Origin of the sequence: Pseudomonas frederiksbergensis, from assembly GCF_000802155.2 — a bacterium.
Taxonomy (GTDB): Bacteria; Pseudomonadota; Gammaproteobacteria; order Pseudomonadales; family Pseudomonadaceae; genus Aquipseudomonas; species Aquipseudomonas frederiksbergensis_A.
In genome coordinates this window covers 286,715-305,801 of sequence record NZ_JQGJ02000005.1, presented here as the reverse complement: position 1 = coordinate 305,801, position 19,087 = coordinate 286,715, and the positions used below count along the sequence as shown (strand labels likewise).

General features: G+C 61.2%; 11 protein-coding genes and 2 pseudogenes. 8 read left to right on the top strand and 5 right to left on the bottom strand.

Translation table 11 applies throughout. The features are described from left to right. Positions 1-331: 331 nt before the first annotated feature. From JZ00_RS12400 to JZ00_RS12390, 3 genes are read right to left on the bottom strand one after another with little or no spacing between them, the layout of a single operon-like run. Positions 332-1,456, bottom strand: a complete 1,125-nt coding sequence (locus tag JZ00_RS12400; RefSeq protein ID WP_039589737.1) for an ABC transporter permease — start codon at positions 1,454-1,456, stop codon at positions 332-334. 2 nt (positions 1,457-1,458) lie between these two features. Further along, positions 1,459-4,200 carry a ribosome-associated ATPase/putative transporter RbbA gene (gene rbbA, locus JZ00_RS12395; RefSeq protein ID WP_152668426.1) on the bottom strand — a complete coding sequence of 914 codons (2,742 nt, stop codon included), beginning with the start codon at positions 4,198-4,200 and terminating at the stop codon, positions 1,459-1,461. Next, positions 4,197-5,270: an HlyD family secretion protein gene (locus JZ00_RS12390; protein WP_039589741.1), complete on the bottom strand. Its 1,074-nt coding sequence runs from the start codon at positions 5,268-5,270 to the stop codon at positions 4,197-4,199. The genes rbbA and JZ00_RS12390 overlap by 4 nt, the downstream gene beginning before the upstream one ends. 430 nt (positions 5,271-5,700) lie before the next feature. On the opposite strand from JZ00_RS12390, the gene JZ00_RS12385 reads away from it, so the two are divergent. From JZ00_RS12385 to JZ00_RS31920, 4 genes and pseudogenes are all read left to right on the top strand, one after another. Continuing rightward, positions 5,701-6,792, top strand: a complete 1,092-nt coding sequence (locus JZ00_RS12385; RefSeq protein ID WP_039589743.1) for an ABC transporter substrate-binding protein — start codon at positions 5,701-5,703, stop codon at positions 6,790-6,792. After that, a pseudogene (locus JZ00_RS31930) lies at positions 6,749-9,130 on the top strand (sensor histidine kinase); the annotation flags it as partial. The gene JZ00_RS12385 and the pseudogene JZ00_RS31930, both read left to right, overlap by 44 nt. A gap of 201 nt (positions 9,131-9,331) precedes the next feature. After that, positions 9,332-9,679: pseudogene (locus JZ00_RS31925) on the top strand (response regulator transcription factor); the annotation flags it as partial. Continuing rightward, positions 9,680-10,537: a sensor histidine kinase gene (locus JZ00_RS31920; protein ID WP_412177672.1), complete on the top strand. Its 858-nt coding sequence runs from the start codon at positions 9,680-9,682 to the stop codon at positions 10,535-10,537. It abuts the pseudogene before it with no gap. A gap of 70 nt (positions 10,538-10,607) precedes the next feature. Here JZ00_RS31920 and JZ00_RS12375 read toward each other — a convergent pair whose 3' ends face one another. Beyond that, positions 10,608-12,545 (bottom strand): M10 family metallopeptidase C-terminal domain-containing protein, encoded by a 1,938-nt coding sequence (locus JZ00_RS12375; RefSeq protein ID WP_235433079.1) that lies wholly within the window; start codon positions 12,543-12,545, stop codon positions 10,608-10,610. Positions 12,546-12,771: 226 nt separating this feature from the next. Here JZ00_RS12375 and JZ00_RS12370 point away from each other — a divergent pair, with 226 nt between their 5' ends. The 3 genes from JZ00_RS12370 to JZ00_RS12360 all read left to right on the top strand — a co-directional run bounded on the left by JZ00_RS12370 (position 12,772) and on the right by JZ00_RS12360 (position 16,763). Further along, on the top strand, positions 12,772-13,287 hold the full coding sequence (locus JZ00_RS12370) for a sigma-70 family RNA polymerase sigma factor (RefSeq protein ID WP_039589748.1): 516 nt from the start codon (positions 12,772-12,774) through the stop codon (positions 13,285-13,287). Further along, on the top strand, positions 13,274-14,254 hold the full coding sequence (locus JZ00_RS12365) for a FecR domain-containing protein (protein ID WP_046509675.1): 981 nt from the start codon (positions 13,274-13,276) through the stop codon (positions 14,252-14,254). Before JZ00_RS12370 ends, JZ00_RS12365 begins: the two co-directional genes overlap by 14 nt. A 118-nt stretch (positions 14,255-14,372) precedes the next feature. Continuing rightward, positions 14,373-16,763, top strand: coding sequence for a TonB-dependent siderophore receptor (locus JZ00_RS12360; RefSeq protein WP_039589750.1), 2,391 nt, complete (start codon positions 14,373-14,375; stop codon positions 16,761-16,763). Between the two features lie 152 nt (positions 16,764-16,915). Here JZ00_RS12360 and JZ00_RS12355 read toward each other — a convergent pair whose 3' ends face one another. After that, positions 16,916-17,809: a LysR family transcriptional regulator gene (locus JZ00_RS12355; RefSeq protein ID WP_039589752.1), complete on the bottom strand. Its 894-nt coding sequence runs from the start codon at positions 17,807-17,809 to the stop codon at positions 16,916-16,918. A 94-nt stretch (positions 17,810-17,903) separates the two neighbouring features. Between JZ00_RS12355 and JZ00_RS12350 the strand changes: the two genes are divergently transcribed. Further along, on the top strand, positions 17,904-19,070 hold the full coding sequence (locus tag JZ00_RS12350; RefSeq protein ID WP_039589754.1) for an MFS transporter: 1,167 nt from the start codon (positions 17,904-17,906) through the stop codon (positions 19,068-19,070). Positions 19,071-19,087: the final 17 nt, after the last annotated feature.

Sequence of the window (19,087 nt, the reverse complement as noted above, 5' to 3'; positions counted from 1 at the left end):
CTTATGTTTTGCACGGTCCGGCCAATAACGTTGGCTTGGTTGGCAACCGACATGTCCAGGTAGATGACTCAACTGGCGCATGTAGCGACGTTACTTCTTGGCTCTGGCGGGAGGTCCTTTCCACAGTCTTTTGATGTTGATTCGAGCGTGCAGGAGCGACCCGGTGAATGTCGGGGCCTCTTATGAATAGGTGGATCAGGCACGTTGGGCGGGATTATTGATGGCACAAAGGCATCAATAAATTGTACTTTGGTACATTTTTTGTACAGGTTCTAGCGGCATTGGCCGCTGCCGCTGTAGGCCGAGGCTGGAAGAAGGGCTCTGGCCGAGCTCAGGCCATTTGCGTTATCGCACGGCGAAACCGAAATAGCGCCGCGAAGAAAAACAGTGCACCGATAGCTGCAATTGCCAGGAACTGCGGCCAGACAATTGCCAAGCCCGCGCCGCGATACAGAATGCCCTGGGCGAAGCTCACAAAGTGCGTGGTTGGAGCGGCCAGCATCAGGTTTTGCACCAGCTCCGGCATGCTTTCACGAGGGGTCGCCCCTCCGGAAAGCAATTGCAGTGGAATCAGGATCAGGATGCTCAGCAGCCCGAGTTGCGGCATTGAGCGCGCCACCGTGCCCAAGTAGATGCCGATGGAGGTGGTCGCGAACAGATGCAATGCGGTTCCCAGCAGGAACAACCCGATCGAGCCATTGATGGGTACTTCCAGCCAGCCTTGAACGACCACCCACACGGCGAAGGCAGTGGCCACCAGCACCACCAGTCCCATGGACCAGACCTTGGCGGTCATGATTTCAAACGCGCGCAGCGGCATCACCAGCAGATGTTCAATGGTGCCGTGTTCACGCTCTCGAATCAGTGCGGCGCCGGTGAGGATGATCGACACCATGGTGACGTAATCGATCAGTTCCATCACGGAGGTAAACCAGGCCTGGGTCAGGTTGGGATTGAACTGCATGCGCATGGCCAAGCCCACCGGGGTGGCCGGCGTATTGCGCGCACCACGGACAAATTCGGCCACTTCAGTGGCAACGATGGCCTGGATATAACCTGCGCCGGTAAACGCCTGGCCGATCTGGGTGGCGTCGACATTGAGCTGCAGGCTGGGGCGTCTTCCAGCGAGGACGTCGCGCTGGAAGTCGGGCGCAATGTTGAGGGCGAAGGTGTAGCGACCGCTGTCCATGCCGGCATCGACTTGCCGGTTGCTGATTTTCGCGGCAGGCAAGAAGTAGGGCGGCTGAAAAGCCGTATTCAACCGTTCGGACAGTTGCGAATGATCTTCATCGACGATGGCCAGCGGTGCATGGTGCAAGGTCTCCGGTATCCCGGAGGCTGCGGAGTAAATACCGAACGAGAACGCCCATATGATCAGGATCAGCATCGCTCGGTCATGGTACAGGCTGCGAAATTCCTTGATGCCCAGGCGCAGGATGTTCATGAGACTGTGCATGGCTAACGCTCCTGTTTACGTAGGCAGAGCACGCTCAGGCCAATCAGGATTGGCACCGTCACCAGCAGTTGCAAGAAATAGGGTGCCAGCGCCTGCAAATCCAAGGCCTTGGAGAAGATCCCTCGGCTGATGGTGAGGAACTGTGCGGTGGGGTAGACCATGCCGACCATCGCGCCGAAGCCTTCGAGCGACGACACCGGGTTGATCAAGCCGGAAAACTGTATAGCCGGCAGCAAAGTAGCGATGGCGGTGCCGAACACGGCCGCTATCTGGCTGTTCATGAACGTCGACATCCACAGGCCCAACCCCGTGGAGGTGCCGATGTACAGCAACGCGCCCAGGCTCAACACCCACAGACTCCCCTTGAGTGGCACGGCGAACACCCAGACGGCCAAAGCGCACATCAGGAAAAAGTTGAACATGCCCATGGCCACGTAGGGCAGCTGTTTGCCCAGCAGGAATTCCAGGCGTGTCACCGGCGTGACATACAGATTGATGATCGAGCCCATCTCTTTTTCCCGCACGACACCCAACGCGGTGAGCATCGCCGGAATCATCATCAACAGCAGCGGAATAATGGCTGGGACCATCGCCTGCAAGCTTTCCACGTCCGGGTTGTAGCGGTAACGCACCTCTACGTTGGCCAGCGCGGTCCCGCCATACCCGAGCTCCGCCAGATAGCCGTTGTGCAGGCCATTCACGTAACCCTCTATGGTGCGCGCGCGCATGGGCATCGCGCCGTCCACCCAGGCGGCCACTGTCGGCTGGGCCCCCCGCTTGAGGTCACGCCCGAAGTTGGGGGGGATTTCCAGCGCCAGGGCGATCGCCCCGCTTTTCAAGCGGGTCTCCAGATCGGCGTAATCCTGCAGCCCAGGCTGTTCGATGAAGTAGCGCGAACCGGAGAAACTGCGGATGTAGGCCTGGCTGGTGGTGGTCTGGTCGCGGTCCAGCACCGCGTAAGACAGGTCTTCGACGTCCAGGCTGATGCCGTAACCCATGATGAACATCAGCAATACCGTGCCCAGCGCGGCCAATGTGAGACGAATCGGGTCACGGCGAATTTCCATGGTTTCGCGCCGGGCGTAGCTGAACATGCGTAGGCTGCTGAACCCGCTGCGGCGGCGCGTGGAGACAATGGCCGAGGGAGCGTCGACGCTGGGCACGTCGCCCGTTTGCCCGCGTGGCGCCGCGGTCGCCGTGCTGCTGGCGGCTTGTTCCAGATAAGCGACAAAGGTTTGCTCCAAGCTACTTAACCCGCGATCGATGACCAACTGTTCGGGCGCGCCGCTGACCAGCACTCGCCCGGCATGCATGAAGGAGATCCGGTCGCAGCGCTGCGCTTCGTTCATGAAATGCGTGGAAATGAAGATGGTCACGCCGTCATTGCGCGACAGGTCGAGCAAGTGTTGCCAGAAAGCGTCCCGCGCAATCGGGTCTACGCCAGAGGTGGGTTCATCGAGAATCAGCACATCGGGTTTGTGGATCAGCGCGACGGCGAGCGACAGGCGCTGGCGGATACCCAGCGGCAGACGATCGGGCAGGGCGTCAAGGTCTTGCTTGAGACCAAAACGCTCGACGGCCTCGGCGACGCGGCTGCCAACTTCGTCCGCAGGCACATGAAACAACTGCGCATGCAGCACCAGGTTCTGCCGAACCGTCAACTCAGAGTAGAGCGAAAAGCCCTGGGACATGTAGCCGACACGCTGGCGAGTCTTGAGGTCTTTCGGGTCGATCGGCTTGCCAAACAGCCACGCCTGTCCCGAAGTGGCCGCAAGCAAACCGGTCAGCATTTTCATGGTGGTGGATTTGCCGCAACCATTGGAGCCCAGGAAACCAAAGATCTCCCCACGCTCAATGCGGAAACTGGCACTGTCCACGGCGGTGAAAGCGCCGAAGCGACAGGTCAATTCGCGGGCTTCGATGGCGATCACCGACTCTCCAGCGGGTTGGACGCGGGGCGCGATCACCAGCGGTTTATGGCCACGTCGACGACTGTGCGGCAGCAGGGCGATAAAAGCCGCTTCCAGATTCTGGCATTCAGTTTGTTGGCGGATCTGTGCGGGTGAACCGCTGGCCAGAACCTTGCCCGCGTCCATCATCAGCAAATGCTCGAAGCGCTCAGCCTCTTCCATGTAGGCCGTGGCCACCAAGACGCGCATTTGGGGGCGGTGTGCGCGCAGCCCGGCGATCAGTTCCCAGAACTGGTTCCGGGCCAGGGGGTCGACGCCAGTGGTGGGCTCGTCAAGGATCAGCAGGTCGGGATCGTGGATCAGCGCACAGCAGAGCCCCAGTTTCTGTTTCATCCCACCGGATAATTTACCTGCGGGGCGGTCGGCGAAGGGCGTCAGCCCGGTACTGGCCAACAAGGCATCGATGCGTTGCCGACGCTCACGCCGGCCTTGTCCGAACAGGCGGGCGAAAAAATCCAGGTTCTCGAATACCGAGAGTGTCGGGTAAAGGTTCTTGCCCAGGCCTTGGGGCATGTAGGCGATGCGTGGACACAAGGTTTGTCGATGACGAACGTTGGCCATATCACCGTCCAGTACGGTGAGGTGCCCCTGCTGCAGGGCTCGCGCGCCCGCGATCAGCCCCAATAGGCTGGATTTTCCGACGCCGTCCGGACCGATAAGCCCGACGATGCCGGTGGCGGGAATGTCCAGGGTAATGCTGTCCAGGGCGAGGGTGCTGCCGTACCGCAAGCTTATATCCTGCAGGCGTGCCACCCAAGCGACCTCGCCCATCATTGCGGCACCTTGAGTTCAAGTTCGGCTGGCCATTGGGCTTGAGGGTTGAGCCGAACATGGGCTACGCCCGGCACGCCGGTTTTCACCTGGCTGAGGTGCTTGCGCAGCAGTCCAGGGTCTATTCGCGCCTTGATACGGAACATCAGCTTTTCCCGTTCATTGGCCGTCTCAACCGTTTTGGGCGTGAACTGCGCGACGCTGGCCACGTAGCTGATATTGGCGGGAATCACATATTGCGGGGCGGCATCGATGATCACACGCGCCTCGCTGCCGATGGCGACTCGGCCGGCCTGGTCGGTGGGCAGGAAGAACGTCAGGTACACATCGCTCAGGTCCACCAGATTCAAGACTTTGCCCCCGGCGGGAATCACCTCGCCTTCTTCGGCGATGCGGTACTGCACGCGTCCATCCCGAGGCGCCTTGAGCTCGGTGTCGGCCAAGTCCGCCTGCAAGCGTTGCTCGGTCGCTGCTGCCGCCTCGATGCTGGCCTGGGCCTCTTCCACTTGCGACTTGGCGGCCTCGATACCGGCCTGGGCGGTCAATACCTGCGAATTGGCAGCGGCCAGCGCCGCATGGCCGCTGTCCAGCAGCGCGCGATCGTCGTCCAGTTGTTGCCTGGCCAGGGCGTTGCGTCCCACCAGAATCTCGGTGCGGGCAAAGCGTTTCTGCGTGGCAATCAGCTCAGCCTGGCGCTGGGCAACCACTGCCCGTGCGGTGATCTTTTCGCTTTCCCGTTGAGCCACGAGCGCCGCCGCCGTTAATTTCGCGGTACGGGCCCGCTGCAACTGGGCCTGGGCCTGGCGTATTTCGGCCTGCAGCGCCTGGGTATCCATGCGCGCCAGCACCTGGCCGGCGCTGACCTGCTCGCCTTCGGCCACCAGAATGGTATCGATGCGTCCGGCCAGTTTGCTCGCCACATCCACTTCAGTGGCCTCGATCCGTCCATTGCCGCTGGCGAAGTCAGGATTCACGGGGGCAGGTTTCAACACATACCAGGCGCCAAGCACACCCAGCACAACCAAGCTCCCCAGAGCCCCTCGCTTGAGCCATCTACCGGTTACGTCGTTCATCCCTGCCTCTCAGCTTTCAGCGAAGGTTTGGCGCTGGGGGATGATAGGGCTGGAACCAGGGGCGCTTTGTTGATCTGCGTTAAAGATTTGCCTGTTAAATGCCGAAATCAAAGTAGCAGGAGAAGGGAAAAAGCGAGTCTCATCTCCCGCTGTGACCTTGCAGGCGTCCAGTCGGCCGAAATCGTCCATGGCGCGCGCGAAGCGGACATGCCGAGACTATGCTCACTGCGATTGCAGGCGATGTATGGACTTCAAGTATTGGCTACCAAGGAAAGGAGCGCTATGTGTCTGGTTCTTCATGCCCGGTTCTATTGATGGATGAGGCGGTATGTCCCGCTGAAGATGCGGTGTGCGTCAACGCCGCAGCCGCTGCACAGTCAAGCTGTCGGCAGGTGCAGGTGGTTGATGCCCACGCGCGAAGGAGAGCGGCATGAACGCTAAACCGATTCACACATCCTTGTGTCGCTTCGCCGGTTGCATGACGGGGCTGGCGATGCTTGCCGCCCAAGCGGCTGACGGCGGCATCGCCAGCGGCTCTACCGCAAGCCATAGCATTGCGTTCAGCAACTCCTACGCGGGCAGCGACTTTCGCAAGGTGATGGTGAGCAACTGGCAGGAGATCGCGGTCCAGGCGCAAAAGGATGGCTTGGTCCGGGAGGCTCCGGTGGTCAGCGCCAACAACTCGGCGTCGGAACAGGCGGCCCATATCCAGGACATGATCGTCAATGGTGTCAACGCCATCGTCATCCTCGCCGCCTCCGACACGGCCCTCGACGGGGTGATTCGCGATGCGTGCAATGCGGGCATCGTTGTAGTGGTCATGGCCAGCCTGGTCACCGAGCGTTGCGTCTATACCGTGGACTACAACTGGTCCGCCATGGGCCGCGTGGAGATTGACTATATCGCCGGGCGCCTCAAGGGGAGCGGAACGCTGCTGGAGATTCGCGGCATTGCTGGCGATGCCACCGATAAAAACATCAGTGACGGCATTCGCAAGGCCGCCAGCGACTATCCCGGCCTGAAGTTCGTCAAGACTGTCTACGGGAACTGGACCGCTTCCGTCGCACGCAAGGAAGTGGCGTTGGCGCTGCCGTCGTTGCCCAACATCGATGCCGTGGCGACTCAAGGAGGTGACGGTTATGGCGCGGCCATGGCGTTCAAGGCGGCAGGTCGCCCTTTGCCGATCATTGTGATGGGGAACCGCCAGGACGAACTCGCCCTGTGGAAACAGGAACGCGATGCCAATGGCTACGAGACCGTCTCGGTTTCGGCTTCCCCAAGCGTTTCCCAGGTGGGCTTCTGGGTGGCCCAGCAGATTCTGGCGGGCAAGCAGGTGCCGAAGTTCGTCGAAGTGCCGCTGGTGCGTATCGATGCGAAGGACCTCGACGCCTGGCTCGCTACCATGCCCGTGGGCGGTGCCGCCAATCCCGTCTACAGCCAGGCTTCCGTTGCGGCGATGATCGACGCGGCGATCCACAATGCGGCGCCGCCGACGCCTTTACCGGAGATCACGAAGCAGTAGTGGCAGGCCGGGGAGGCGAGGCACCATGGTGACATTCAAACTCGCCACCGACAGGCCTATTGCCGTCACGATCGGGTTGGCGGTCGCGGCCCTGGTATTGCTGATGCTGGCGGTATCGCTCGTGAACCTCTACGGCCTGCGAGGCATGGTGCGTGCGGTGGATTCCGCCAGCCATTCCGCAGAAATCCTGGCCTCGGTCAACGGGGCCACCGGCCGGGTGGAAAACTTCATCGCCACCCGCGACCAGGAGAGCTTGTCCCAGGCCGAAGGCATGGTGTCGACGGCGATCGCCGGCCTCACGGCCATTCCGGTGGCAGAGGCGCAATCGCTCAAGGGGAGCCTGGAAAGGCTCGCCGCGGCCATCACCGCCTTGCGGGCGGCGACCCTGACCATGGATGGCGAAACGGAGAACATGACAACCCACTACGGCCGGATGCGTGAGGCGACGACCCTCGTCGAGCAGGGCATTGCCGAGGGTTTGAAGGGCGTTGCTTCCCGCGCCGCCGAGCATGCGACGCGGGCGAGCAACGTCGAAAGTGCCCACCGCATCCTGGACGTCCTGCGCAACAGTGAACGGATCATCACCGCCAATGTAGCCACGCTGCTCGTGACCGGGGAGGGGCAGGCCACTACTGCGGCGCGCAACGCTTGCGTCGCACTTTTGCCGGTGGTCGAGCAATTGCGCGAGGTGATGCAAGCGCCGCAGGAGAGAGACGCCCAGGACCAGTTGGCGGCGGCGGTCGCTGCTTCCTGCAAGGCGGTAGGACACCTTGGCGAGGCGCCCAAGCTGCGGGGAGACGAGGCTTTGCGGCAGCTCGCCAACGTCGGCGAGGTGGCCGGGCGCCTTGAGGCAATGCTGGGTGAAAGGGAGGGGCACGTCGCCCATGACGCAAGCGACATTCAGGCCGCCACCGGGTTGCTGAACAATGCCGCCGCGTTGTCCAAGCGTTTCGCCGAGCGCGTGGCCACCCTGGAGGCGCAGACCTTGTCGTTTCGCCTGTCACCGTCGCCCGAGATCGCCAGCGCTGTCGGCGCCATCCTGGACGAGCTCTCCCGTCTCTCTCGGGTGCTCCCTTCGTCCGTCGAGCTGCAAGCCAAGGCGACGCCCTCGACTGTCGGCGATCAGATCGCCGGCTACCGGGCGGCGTTCGCCAGGTTCCATCAGGCGAGCAACGCCTTGAGCGACGCTCGGGATCAGGTTCGCAACGAGGCACGGAGCGCCGGCCTGTTGGTTGCGCGCTTTGCGGGTGAAGCGCGCTCCGACGCCGTGGCCCACAACGATCTCGGCATGCTCGCCACGATTATCGCAGGGACCGTCGCCATCTTGCTCGCCGGCGCCATCGCCTGGAGCACCTCGCGATTTGTCGCGCAGCCCATCGTGGCCCTCGCCTCGGTCATGCGCCGACTTGCTGCCGGTGACCTGAACGCCGAAATCGCCAGCGCCGGGCGCGGCGACGAGATTGGAATCATGACCCGCGCCGTACGGGTATTTCAAGAAACTGCACTGCGCATCCGGGTACTTGAGGCCGAAGCCGAAGCCGAACGACAGCAAGTCCAGGCCTCTTTGGAAAGGATGGTCGCCGAGCGAACCGACACGCTACACCAACAGACCGAGGTGTTGGAGGCCCAGGCCGTCGAACTTATCCAGGCGCGCAACCAGGCCGAGACGGCTAACCAGGCCAAGAGCGATTTCGTTGCCACGGTCAGTCACGAACTGCGCACCCCCCTGACGCTCATTCTCGCCCCTTTGGAGCAACTCTCGGCGGCAAGCACCCCGCCGCAGGACTGGCGTGCTCAAATAGACCGCGCCCAACGCAACGCGTTGCGCTTGATGAACCGGGTGAACGACATCCTCGATTTCTCCAAGGCTGAAGCCGGCAAGTTTGACGTGTGCCCAGCGCCAATCGACTTGAACCACGCGGTTGGCGTGCTGGCCGAGGATGCCGCCATGGTGGCCGAAGGCAAAGGCTGCACCCTGACTTGCAGCGTCGATCCGGCGCTTGGCACGGTATTCCTGGACACCCGGCACTTCGAGAAAATCCTGTTGAATCTGGTGAGCAATGCCATCAAGTTCACGCCCACTGGCGGCACCGTTCACTTGGCAGTGAGTGAGATTGAAGGCGAGCGATTTGAGCTCGCGGTGCAAGACTCCGGGATCGGCATTGCGCCTGACAAGCTGCCGTTGCTGTTCCAGCGTTTTTCCCAGATCGACAATTCCGCCACCCGCCATTACAGCGGCACGGGCATCGGTCTCGCCCTGGTCAAGGATCTGGTCGAATTGATGGGCGGCGAAGTCGGCGTCAACAGCGAGCCCGGAAAGGGTTCATGTTTCTTTGTCCGGCTGCCGCTGGGGGCTGAGCTGGACACGCTGCCGATCGAAGCCGACAACCTGCACGAGCGTTCGTCACCGAGCCCGACAAGCTCCCTTGAGCAGCGCCACCTGCGTTTCGACGACGGTCGCCAGGTCGGTCGCGACGACCCAGCTTCGACGCCCGGCGCCGACGACGAGCCGCCCCCGGAACATGCCCTGCGCTCCAAAGTGCTGGTGGTAGACGACAGCCCGGAAATGCTCAGCTATCTCAGTGAACTGCTGCGCTGCGATTACACCGTCGCCACCGCAACGGATGGCGAGCAGGCCTGGGCACTGTTGCAGCGCCAACCCATCGACGTCGTCGTCTCGGATGTGATGATGCCGGAGCTCGACGGCTTCGGCCTGACAGCCCGAATCAAGGCCAGTCCCGGCTTTGCGCATCTGCCCGTGATCCTGGTGACAGCCCGCGGCGGCAGCGAGGCCTGCGTTTCAGGGCTGGAGAGTGGCGCCGATGACTATCTCGCCAAACCTTTCTCGCCGCTGGAACTCAAGGCCCGCGTACGTGCGGCGCTACGCATGAGCCAGGTGCAAAGCGAACTGCATGCGAAGTCCCGCCAGGCAGGCATGGCCGAAATCGCCACGACGGTGCTGCACAATGTCGGCAACGTCCTCAACAGTGTGAACGTATCGGCAGAACTGGTCAGCAACCAAATGCGCAGCTCCAAAGCCCAAGGGCTGGGCAAGGTGGCTCAACTGATGAAAGAACACATCGATGACCTCGGCGATTTCCTCACCACAGACCCCAAGGGAAAGATGCTCCCTGACTACCTGGCCAGGCTGGCGGAGGTGGTGACGGTAGAGCAGCAAGGCATCATCGATGAACTCGGGCAACTCACCAAGGGCATCGACCACATCAAGACTATCGTGACTGCCCAGCAGTCCTATGCCGTTGCAGTCAGCATCGTCGAGACCGTGCCGGTCGCGGAATTGATCGACGATGCCTTGCGCATGAGTACCGGGTCATCGGCGAGCCAGCAGATGACGGTGGTCAAGGAAATTGCCGACTTGCCCCTGCTGTCGCTCGACCGGCACCGGGTGCTGCTGATCCTGGTGAACCTGATCCGCAATGCCAGGCAGGCGTTCGAAGGCGTGGTCGATCGCAATCCCTGCGTCACGTTTGGCGCGTCTCTCACTGACGGGCCAACCTTGCGTATCACGGTGGCCGACAACGGCAAGGGAATCGCGCCCGAGCATATGGGGCGCCTCTTTTCCCATGGCTTCACGACTCGCAAGGACGGCCATGGTTTCGGCCTTCATAGCTGCGCGCTCGCCGCGCAGGAAATGGGCGGCAGCTTGACCGTGCGCAGCGATGGGGTTGGGCAAGGGGCAAGCTTTATCCTGGATATTCCCGTTGATGCTTCGTTGGGGCAGTGATGGAGACCTTGGATAACGCCTCAGACCGCCCAGGAAGCGGCCCAAGGCAAGGGATGACCACGCTCGAGTTTCAACCCACGGAGTCGACCACTCCGAGCAATTGAAAGACCTCCTCTTCCGGGGGGGCGGCGAAGATGATGTCCAGGTTACGATAACCGGAATGATCCCCAGCCAGGCTCAACTCGAATCGAGCCCCCGATGTGTCGGCTTCGTAGCTCTTCAAGTAAGTCAGGTTCTTGGCTTGATTGAAAATCACATCGAGTGTGCCGTCGTAGCCATTTCCCAGTCGGGTAAAGCCCAAGGCGGACACATCGATCGTGTCTTCGCCTGCGGTATAGTCGATCAGGCGATCAGTGTGGTTTTCGGTGGCGGTACGGTAGCTGTCGCTGAGCAAGTCGAAGCGGAACACATCGTTGTTGCCGCCGCCCATCAACAGGTCCCGACCTTCGCCGCCAACCAGTACATCGTTCCCCAGCGCCCCATAAAGCCGATCATCGCCCGCGAGCCCTTCGAAGATTTCGCCTCGGGCGTTGCCTTGTAGATGGTCGGCTCCTTCGGTGCCTGTCAGCCTGGCTTGCTGGAAGAGGATGTTGGTTTCATTCAGTGTCTGGCCAAGGTTGCCGTCGAAGACCACTTCGAAGCGTTCCCCGTCCGCGTTGGCCTCGAAGCTTTTGAGGTAGGTCCGCGTTCCGCTTTCATTGACGCGTATCGCCAGCGTTCCGTCATGTCCATTGCCCAGCCCGAGAAAGCCCAGGGAGGAGAGGTCGAGCGTATCGGTGCCGGGGTCGAAGTCGGTGATTCGGTCGCTATGGGCCGTGGTTGCGGTTCGGTAGCTGTCTGCAACTGACTCATAGCGGAACGTATCGGCCCCGGCACCGCCCGTCAGCAGGTCACGCCCTTGCTGGCCATAGAGCAGATCGTTACCGGCCCCGCCGAAGATCGCATCGTCGAACGAGGCGGTACCTTGCAAGAAGTCATCATCGCCGCCACCGTCGATGTGGTGATAGCCGTCGTCGGGGTTGCCAAAGCTGTGGTCCAGGCTTCCGTCGGGGTTCAACTGCACCAAGGCGGCCAGGTAACCGTCCGCGCTCGTGCCCTGGCTTCCACCAATCAATAACTTGCCGTCGGCCAGCACGATCATGTCGGCGACTGCGAAAGGCGCGCTTTCCGAGCCCCAACGTATCTGGCCCTGATTACCGAAACCGGTGTCGAGCGAACCGTCGGCGTTGAGTCGGATGACGGTCGCCACGCCGCCCGAGGCGCCGGCGAGCAGGATTTTGCCGTCATCCTGAATGACGAGGGCGTCTGCGTGAACTTCCAGGGCCAGGCTGCCGCCGTTTGCAAAGCTGCTATCGAGGGTGCCGTCCGGGTTGAGGCGGGTCAGGGTATGTTGCCCCGTGACCAGCACCTTGCCGTCTCCCTGCAACGAAACGTCGATCATGCCGCCGGGGTGAATGCCAACGGACGCTGGGAGGTGCAGGACTCCCGCGTCTGCGAAAGACGAGACCAAGGTTCCCGTCGCGTCGAAGCGAGCGATATGGATCTCCCCGGAGGGATACCCGGCGCTGGCGAAAAAGCTGCCGTCGCGTTGCACAGAGAACGACGCTTGCTGGCCAAGATCGTCATTCCAGTAGAAGGGTACTGTCGCGGTGCCGCCGCTCCCGAAACTCGTATCGAGGCTGCCGTCAGCCAAAGTACGACTTACGCCCGACACCCAGGCGTCGCCGACCTTCACGTACTGCGCCACCAGGTAGCCCCCTCCCGGCTGGACGGCGCCATTACCGCCGTCCTCGATATCGAGCGACACAGGGAGGAGGGACTTACCGTCTGCGCTGAAGTTGCGGTCCAGGCTGCCGTCGGCATTGAACCGGACCACGCTGGCGGTGAAACCGGAATCCTCTTCGCCGCCTAGTCCCAGGCGACTGTAAGCGCCCAGCCAGATATTCCCGTCCGGATCCACCGCGATGCCGGCGACGGTATCCGAACCCCATAAGGTCGTGGCGACCATGCCTGTGTTCCGCGCAGATGAAGCGGCGGGCGAGATGTTCTGACCCATGTCGATGCCTCCGATAGTTTTGCGTCGCCCAAAACAATAGACACAGCTGGGTCTGCTTGCCACCTTGCGCAACGAAGAGAACGTCTTGGAGGAGTTGCCGCACTGCCACGTATTTGCCTAAGACCTACCACGTGAGTAGAATGCGATTAATTATCAATCATGTATTGCCGGGATTCCGATGAGCAGCGATGAAACACTAGGTACTGCAGATCTAGGGCTGCTCTATCGAACCCATCACTCGTGGTTACAAGGCTGGCTGATCCGGCGCATTGGATGTCGCGATAACGCAGCAGATTTGGCGCAGGACACCTTCGTACGTCTGCTTAAATCCCGTCAGTCCAGCCCCTTGCGCGAACCACGCGCCTATTTGAGCAGTATCGCCCGCGGACTGATGATTGATCAGTATCGTCGCCGCGAACTCGAACGTGCCTACTTGGAAAGCGTCGCGTTGCTGCCGCAACACGAGGTTCCCTCGGAAGAAAGCCGGCTGATGATCCTTGATGCGCTCGAACGCATAGACCGCATGCTCGATATGCTTAAACCACGAGTTCGCCAGGCATTTTTGTTTGCCCGACTCGACGGGCTGACCTGCGCGCAGATAGCCGAAAAGCTGGGTGTTTCCCGCGCGACGGTGGAACGCGACCTGGCCACGGCCCTGCAGCACTGCTATCGCTTGCGTTATGTCGAGGCGTGAGCCGCAGGCGCTCAATCCGGCCATTGTCGAGCAGGCGATCCAATGGCTGGTGCGCCTTCGCTTCAATCAAGCCGATGAACAGGCACAGCGCACTTTTGAGCACTGGCTGCAGCAGTGCCCGGAGCATGTGTTGGCGTGGCAGCGTGTGGAAACGCTTGGGGATGAGTTCGCAGGCGTGCCAGCTCAACTGGCCCGACAAACCCTTGATGGCACCCATCATGGAATGCGGCGGCGCGAGAGCCTGAAGCTACTGGGCATATTGGCTACGGTTGGCACTGCTGCCTGGCTCGGCCGGGACTATACGCCCGTACCCGCCATGCTTGCGCAGCAGCGCAGCAGTACCGGCGAGCAACGACGCTTCCAGCTCGATGATGGCAGCCTCATCCAGCTCAATAGCGATAGCGCCGTCGACAGCGAGTTCGACGCCCAGCGGCGCCTGTTAATCCTTCGACGTGGTGAAATCATCGTGAATGTCGGCGCGGATCAACATTCGCCTCGAGCGAGACCGCTCTGGGTGCAATCACGTGACGGGATCATGCGCGCCCAGAGTTCCCGCTTTCTGGCACGCGAGCTGGATGATGGCACTCTGGTCGCGGCTCAGGAAGGGTCAGTCACGGTTTTCCCCGGCGCCAGTCAAACGCCTGCGAGCCGCAGCGTCCAGGCAGGAAATCAGTTGCTGTTCACATCAAGTGGCGCCCGAATGTTCAGGGACAACGGTCTGGATCTATGGAGCTGGGGTGACGGGGTGATCAGTGCGCGCAATATGCGCCTCAATGATTTCATCGTGGAGTTGTCGCGTTATCGCCCCGGGGTACTGCGCTGCGCCAAAGAGGTCGCGGATCGTCGCGTTTCCGGCACCTTCCAGCTCGCCGACAACGATCAGGTCCTGGCATTGATCGCGCAGTCACTGCATTTGCACATTGATTACCGGACCCGTTATTGGGTAACCGTGACCGCTGCCACCTGAACCCATCAAAACTGTCTGCCATCTGAAATATAATGAGGTGGCTTCTCATTCTCGTTCGACCTCTAAGGAAGGCCGGAATACAGGCCAGTCTGCCGATGTCCTTTCTTGGAGCGAGAAAATGAGTTCGTCCCCGGTTTCACAGCGCCATCCATTAAATCGTGCCTTGCAGGGTGCGATTTTGGGTTTGATCGTTAGCAGCTACGCATTGCCATCGGTGGCACAAACGCCGAGCGCTGACCACAGTAATCAAGCCAAACCGTGGAACATCGCTGCCGGCCCACTGGCGCCGGCGCTTGACCGCTTCGCGCGCGAGGCTGGCATCAGTCTTTCCTTCGACGCGTCGAGTGTAGCGAACCGCACCACTGCTGGCGTGAATGGCACGCTTGATACGTCGGCAGCGCTGTCATCGTTGCTGCAGGGGAGCGAGTTGCAAATTGAACAGCAAGGCCCGAATGCCTATCTGCTGATCCCTCGACCAAAGCCGGCCGGCCCGCTGGAGCTCGACGCAACGGACGGCGAGGAGTACCGCCTTGCACCCCTCATCATCAATGCCAAGGTCAGGGTCAGTGCCGACGACGACGCCAACTCGGTGGTCGCCAAGGAGCTCTGGGTTGGCGGCAAGGTGGCAACCAGCATTCTCAATACACCGGCATCGGTGTCGGTTGTCACCAACAAGGAAATGGAGCAACGCAGCGTCAGCACCACGGAAGAAGCGCTGCAATACACGCCGGGGGTGGTGAGTGACTTCTATGGTACGGATGACCGCAACGACTATTTCCAGATCCGGGGTTTCCAGGCCACCACCTACCGTGACGGCTTGACCCTGAGTTCGATGCGCGGGGTACGCGAAGATCCGTTCGCTTATGAACGCATAGAGATCCTGCGTGGCGCCAACTCCACGCTGTTTGGCCCAGCGGACCCGGGCGGTTCGGTGAACTTCGTGACCAAACAGCCGCGCTTCGAGCAGTTTGGCCAAGGCTATGTGACCTACGGTTCGTTTGACCATGTCGAGACAGGCATCGATGTGGGGGATGCGCTGAACGACGAGAAAACCTTGGCTGGCCGCTTTACTGCCAAAGGCCAAAACAGCGACCGCGAGTACGATCACTCACAGGACGACAACCGGTTGGTAATGGGAGGCCTCACCTGGGCACCCACGGATTACACGTCAGCCACCATGATTCTGGACTACCTGAAAACTGACAGTTCGCCCAACAGTGGCGGCTATCCGCTGGACAAGGAATACGACCGCAGCAAATTTTATGGGGAGCCCAGCTACAACTTTCACGATGTCGAGCGCACCAGCCTCAGCGGTAACGTCACCCATGATTTCGACAACGGCTTCGTACTGCGCAGCAATCTGCGTTACAGCAAATTGACCGATGATTTTGGCTACGTTTACCTCAGCGACAGCGCCGCACGTGTCGGTACTACCGTAGACCGGTATCTGTTTGGAACGGACACTGAGGCCGACCAGTTCAACGGCAATCTGATGCTGCAATACGATGCTCGCTTCGAGAACATCGACAGCAGCAGCCTGGTGGGCGTGGAGTACCTCGATTCGACCACCAAGGAAAGCTCGGTCTACGCCCTGACGACCCCGATTGACATTGCAAACCCCGTGTTTACGGGCGTTTCACGCTCAATCACCCCGTATGCCGTCAACAAGCGAGACGCGACCACCAAGGCTGTGTTCCTTCAGCAGAACCTATCGTTCTACGAGCGTTTCATCGTTACCGCGGGTATGCGCAACGACTCGATGGACCTTACCAGCAAAGGCTTGTTGACTACTGAGAAAGACACTTTCTCGGAAACCTCCTATCGAGGTGCGTTGACCTATATCGTCAACGATGAGGTGTCCACCTATGTGAGTATGGTGGAATCCGTCTCTCCGCCTCAGGTTGGGGTAACACCGCAGACGGGCAGGCAGTACGAAGTGGGCGTGAAGTATGCGCCGATGGGGATGGACGCACTGTTCTCCGCAGCCGTTTACGACTTGACCCAGGAAAACGTCACCATCGCCGTGGTGCTGCCGAGCGGCATCATCGAGCAACAGACGGTGGGTGAATCGCGGGCGCGTGGCCTCGACCTGGAGGCCAAGGCGCAGGTGACGCAGAACCTCAGTCTGATAGGTGGTTATTCCTATATGGAGTCCGAGGTACTACGCGGTTCGTTGTACGACGGCAGCTCCCTGAAGGGTAATGAGTTCTCCACGGCACCCAAGCATTCCGCTTCGCTCTGGAGTTATTACGACGTGCCTGGCACTGATGCCAGCGTTGGCTTGGGGGCGCGCTACGTCGGCTCTTATTACTTCGATGCAGCCAACTCCGGCAAAAGCGATGGCACCACGCTGTTCGACGCCGTCTTCAACTACGAGATCGCCAAGGGCACCGACCTTGCGGTGAACGTCAGCAACTTGCTGGATGAGCAGCACGTGGTTGGTTCCGGCACGGCGAACTTCTACAACCCGGGTCGCGAGATTACCGCCAAAGTGAGCTACAGCTGGTAAGCAGGCGTGTAAGCCTTTTTCCCATCCAGGAAGCGGTGCCCGCTATATGGCGGGCACCGTTGTGAAAGGCAAGCGCGCACGGTTAGCAGAAGATAAAACGACGAGTAATCCAGTAGTGCGCTTGGTTCTACCTGAAATACCTCGCGCAACACTCACAACCGATGATGCTCCAGCAGAAAGTCCACGAACACCCGCACCCGCGCCGGCATTGCCGGTCCCCCGACAAATACCGCATGGATCGGCTCCCGGTCGCCGGGATTCCAGGCGCCGAGCAGCGGTACCAGATCGCCGCGTTGCAGATCCTCGGCGACGGTGAACTCGCCGATACGGGCGATGCCAGCACCTAGCCGTGCGAGTTGCGCCAGCGCTTCGCCGCTGCTGCATTCGATGTTGCCACTGACCTTCAGAAAAAACTCTCTGTCGTCGCGGATGAACGGCCAGTTGGGTTCGGCTCGACGAAAGTTGAAGCGCAGGCAGTTGTGCCGCAGCAGGTCTTCTGGTTGCTGGGGTGTGCCATGGCGCTCCAGATAGGCGGGCGAGGCCACCACTACCTGGCCGGTGTCGCCGATCTTGCGGGCAGTCAGCGGGCTATCGGGCAGATGGCCAAAGCGCACCGCCACGTCGGCCTGGCCGCCGAGAATGTCGACCACTTCGTCGCCAAGGGTGAGGTCGACAACGATGTTCGGGTAGCGGGCGCTGAAGGCTGCCACCAGGGGAACGATGGTCTGTCGGCCATGGCCGAGGGCGGCACTGACTCGCAAGCGGCCTTTGGGCACGCCTTGGTCTGCGACGGCTTCTTCGACTTCGGCCATGTCGGCCAGGATCCGCCGGGCGCCGCGCAGATACGCCTCACCCTCGGCGGTGAAGGTGATTGCTCGCGTGGTGCGCAACAGCAGGCGAGTGCCAAGGCGTTGTTCGGTACGGGCGATGATCCGACTGACCGCCGAAGGTGTCAGGCCCAACGAGCGCGCGGCGGCCGACAAGTTGCCTTCCTGCGCCACCGTGGCGAACACAGCCATTTCACCTGATCTGCCGTTGAAGTCCATTTGTGCTTTCCGCGCAAAGGTGTTTGGAAAAAATGCGGTCTACCGCCTTTGAGGGTTGAATCGTAGCATCTTCGGCATAGATGAGGAGCCTTCCATGCGTATCAATCCACCCCTTGTTGCACTCGCCATGGGTGCCTTTGGCATCGGCGTGACCGAGTTCGCCCCCATGGGCATGTTGCCCGGCATCGCTGCGGATCTCGGCGTTTCCATTCCCGCCGCTGGCCTGTTGGTCAGTGCCTACGCCTTGGGCGTACTGCTCGGCGCGCCGCTGATGACACTGACCACCGGCAGGATTCCCCGGCGTTATTTGCTGATCGGACTCATGGCGATTTTCACCCTGGGCAACCTGATGTCAGCGCTGGCGACCGATTACTACAGCCTCTTGGTCGCCAGGGTCGTGACCTCGCTGAACCACGGTGCGTTTTTTGGCGTTGGCTCCATCGTCGCCGCCAGCGTGGTCGCTCCGGAAAAACGTGCCGGGGCGGTCGCGGCCATGTTCATGGGCCTGACCCTGGCGACTATCGGCGGCGTGCCGCTGGCGGCCTGGTTTGGCGAGCTGTTCGGTTGGCGCAGCGCGTTCTGGGGCATTACCGGCCTGGGCGTGGTGGCCATGGCCGCGCTGTGGTTCGCCTTGCCCAACGTGCCGGCACCGAAAAGCATCGGTGTGCTGGCCGAAATCCAAGTGTTGGGCCGCGGCCCGGTGCTGGGCGCGCTGGCACTCACCGTCGTTGGCTCAGGTGCGATGTTCACGGTGTTCACCTATATCGCCCCGATCCTGAGCAGCGAGACCCATGCCTCCACCACGTTCATCACCGCCATGCTGGTGCTGTTCGGCGTGGGGCTGACGCTGGGCAATATGTGGGGCGGCAAGGCGGCGGATCGTTCGATAGACCGCACCTTGATCGTTTCGCTGAGCGTGCTGATTCTCGTCCTGCTGGCCTTCACCGTACTGATGCGCTGGCCGCTGCCGGCAGCGGTTGCCATCCTGATCTGGGGTATCGCCAGTTTTGCCCTGGTACCACCACTGCAAATGCGCGTGATGGAGGCCGCCAAGGACGCGCCTAACCTGGCTTCGGCGGTAAATATCGGCGCCTTCAACTTAGGCAACGCGATTGGCGCGGCGCTGGGCGGCGCGGTGATCAACGCGGGGTTGGGTTACCCGGCGATTTCCCTGGCCGGAGCGGCAATGGCGGGTCTGGGGCTGCTGATGGTGCTGGCTTTTGCCTGGCGGTCCAGGGTGGTTGCTGCTGCTGCGGTGTAACGCTAGAAGACTTGATC